Source organism: Mesorhizobium sp. LEGMi-168a (genome assembly GCF_058312955.1).
Genome location: NZ_JBZEGV010000078.1, coordinates 1 through 2,049, shown reverse-complemented (window position 1 = coordinate 2,049; position 2,049 = coordinate 1). Strand labels below are relative to the sequence as shown.

The 2,049-nt window shown below is 57.6% G+C and carries 3 protein-coding genes; all 3 read right to left on the bottom strand.

What is annotated here, in order from left to right:
* Positions 1-675: enoyl-CoA hydratase-related protein (locus AC4FWB_RS33925; RefSeq protein WP_491030572.1), on the bottom strand; the 675-nt coding region annotated here is incomplete at its 3' end.
* Positions 676-1,020: 345 nt separating this feature from the next.
* Positions 1,021-1,194 (bottom strand): hypothetical protein, encoded by a 174-nt coding sequence (locus tag AC4FWB_RS33920; protein WP_491030571.1) that lies wholly within the window; start codon positions 1,192-1,194, stop codon positions 1,021-1,023.
* A gap of 98 nt (positions 1,195-1,292) precedes the next feature.
* Positions 1,293-2,049: CoA transferase (locus AC4FWB_RS33915; protein ID WP_491030570.1), on the bottom strand; the 757-nt coding region annotated here is incomplete at its 5' end.

Here is a 2,049-nt window from a genome sequence, read left to right as displayed (position 1 = left end):
GGCAGAGGCTTCGTCGAGCGACTGAAAGTACGAGTCGTAGATCTGCCGCTTTATCACACCGATGGATCGTGGCGAGGCCATTGTTACCATCTCGCGCGCGATTCCCTGCACCGTCGCAAGAAAGTTCTCTGCCTGCAGTGTACGCACCAGCCCGAGGCGCTCCGCCTCACGCGCCTCGACGACTCGCGCCGAGCAAAGGAGGTCGAGTGCGTTCATCGTGCCAATCAGGCGAGGGAGTAGCCAAGATATACCGAATTCGGCGACTAGGCCTCGCTTGGCGAAAGACGTTGTGAGCTTTGCCCCGTCGGCCATATATCGGAAATCGCCGAACGCGGCAAAGATCACCCCGGCGCCTGCCATAACCCCATTAATCGCCATGAAGATCGGCTTTGGCACAGCCAGCAGATACGAGAACGTCTGATCAGAATCATAAGGATTCCCAGCTAGGTCTTCACTAACCCTTGGGGTCAGGAGGGACACATCGGCCCCCGCGCAAAATCCCCGGCCGGCCCCTGTCACTACAATAGCGCGGACGTTACCATCGGCAGTTGCCAGATCTGTTGCAGCGCGTATCTCCGACTCCATCTGAGGGGTAAGGGCGTTAAGTCGATCTGGACGGTTCAGCGTGATGGTAGCGATGAAGTTGTCGACCGAGTATAGAATTTCCTTGTACATTATCGTCCTTTCTAGCGCAGCCCGTGGCGGGTCGTCTGGTCGATCCATCCCGCATCGGCTCCCACCTCAGGTTCATCCTGCACAATCGCATTTATTCTGGAGACTGCGGGATGCCACTAAAAGTGTTCGCCCATTTGGCTTCGACGCGACCGATAGAGCGATGACACCATTCCGGCCTGCTCCCTTGACATAGCTAGGCGGACCGCTGCACCGAGCCCACCCCAGCACCAATATCGGCGAGCAACATGCCGCAGGACGGGAGGGTCTTGAGGCTCGGTTTCTTGACACCTTTCAGACCGCCTACTTTGCAAATCTCCTTTTGCATCCCGACCTCAGTGCCCAGGTCTAGCCATGATGCCTAGCCAGCCGCATGACCGCATCCACGGCGACCGCCCCCTGCCCCTGCGGGCGCACGATCAGCGGATTGATTTCGGCTTCGACGAAACGCTCCTCGTTGGAGGCGAATTGGGCAAACTTACCCCGCCGCTCCGTGAGAACGAGTCGTGCTGCCTCACTCATTGATTTCTCTTCATCCAATAAGAGCGCCGTTACGCAATTGCAGCGCTTAATCTGTATGCGGCCCTGGTCAGCGTGCCTGTCCCAACCCCAACGCTGCTTCAACCCCTCGCTGAGCTGCGCCCAAGCCCAAGCTCCGCTAAGATCTCCTCGGTATGAGCGCCGCGAGGCGGCACTGAACCTAATTCAGCCGACGGCGTTAGCGAAAACCGTGGAGCCGGCGCAGCTTGCAGAACATTGTCGATCCTTTGGTAGATTCCTCGAGCGATGACTTGCGGATGTGAAGCAGCCTCCTCGGGCGATAGGACAGGGGCAAAGCACGAGTCAGTACCTTCAAGCAATGCGGTCCACTCTGCGCGAGTCTTGGTTTTAAAGTGCTCCGCAAGCTCATTTCCGAGCGTTGCCCAAAGTTCGGGAGTGCATTGGCCATTCACAAAACGCTGATCATTGTCAAAACCGAGACGTCTGATCAATTCAGCATAAAACTGGGGTTCGACTGGTTGGATTACGACCCACTCTCCGTCAGCGCACTGGTAGGCACGATCCCAGAACGTTCCGTGCGCAGTAGGCTTTCCGCGAGCAACTTCCCCGCCCAGATCGAGGTGAATAAAGGATATCAAGAGGTTCAAAAGGTGGGCAGATCCATCAATCATTGCCGCATCGACGACTTGGCCTCGCCCGTCCTGTCTAGCCCTCAAAATGCCCGCGAGAATACCCACGGCAAGGTAAAGCGCGCCACCAGCTACATCGCCGAGCAATGTCGGAGGACCCTCGGGAGGCTGCCCCGGCGGCGTAGCAAGCCACAATGCACCTGAAATTCCGGTATAATTCCCATCGTGACCTGCAGCCTGAACCAGG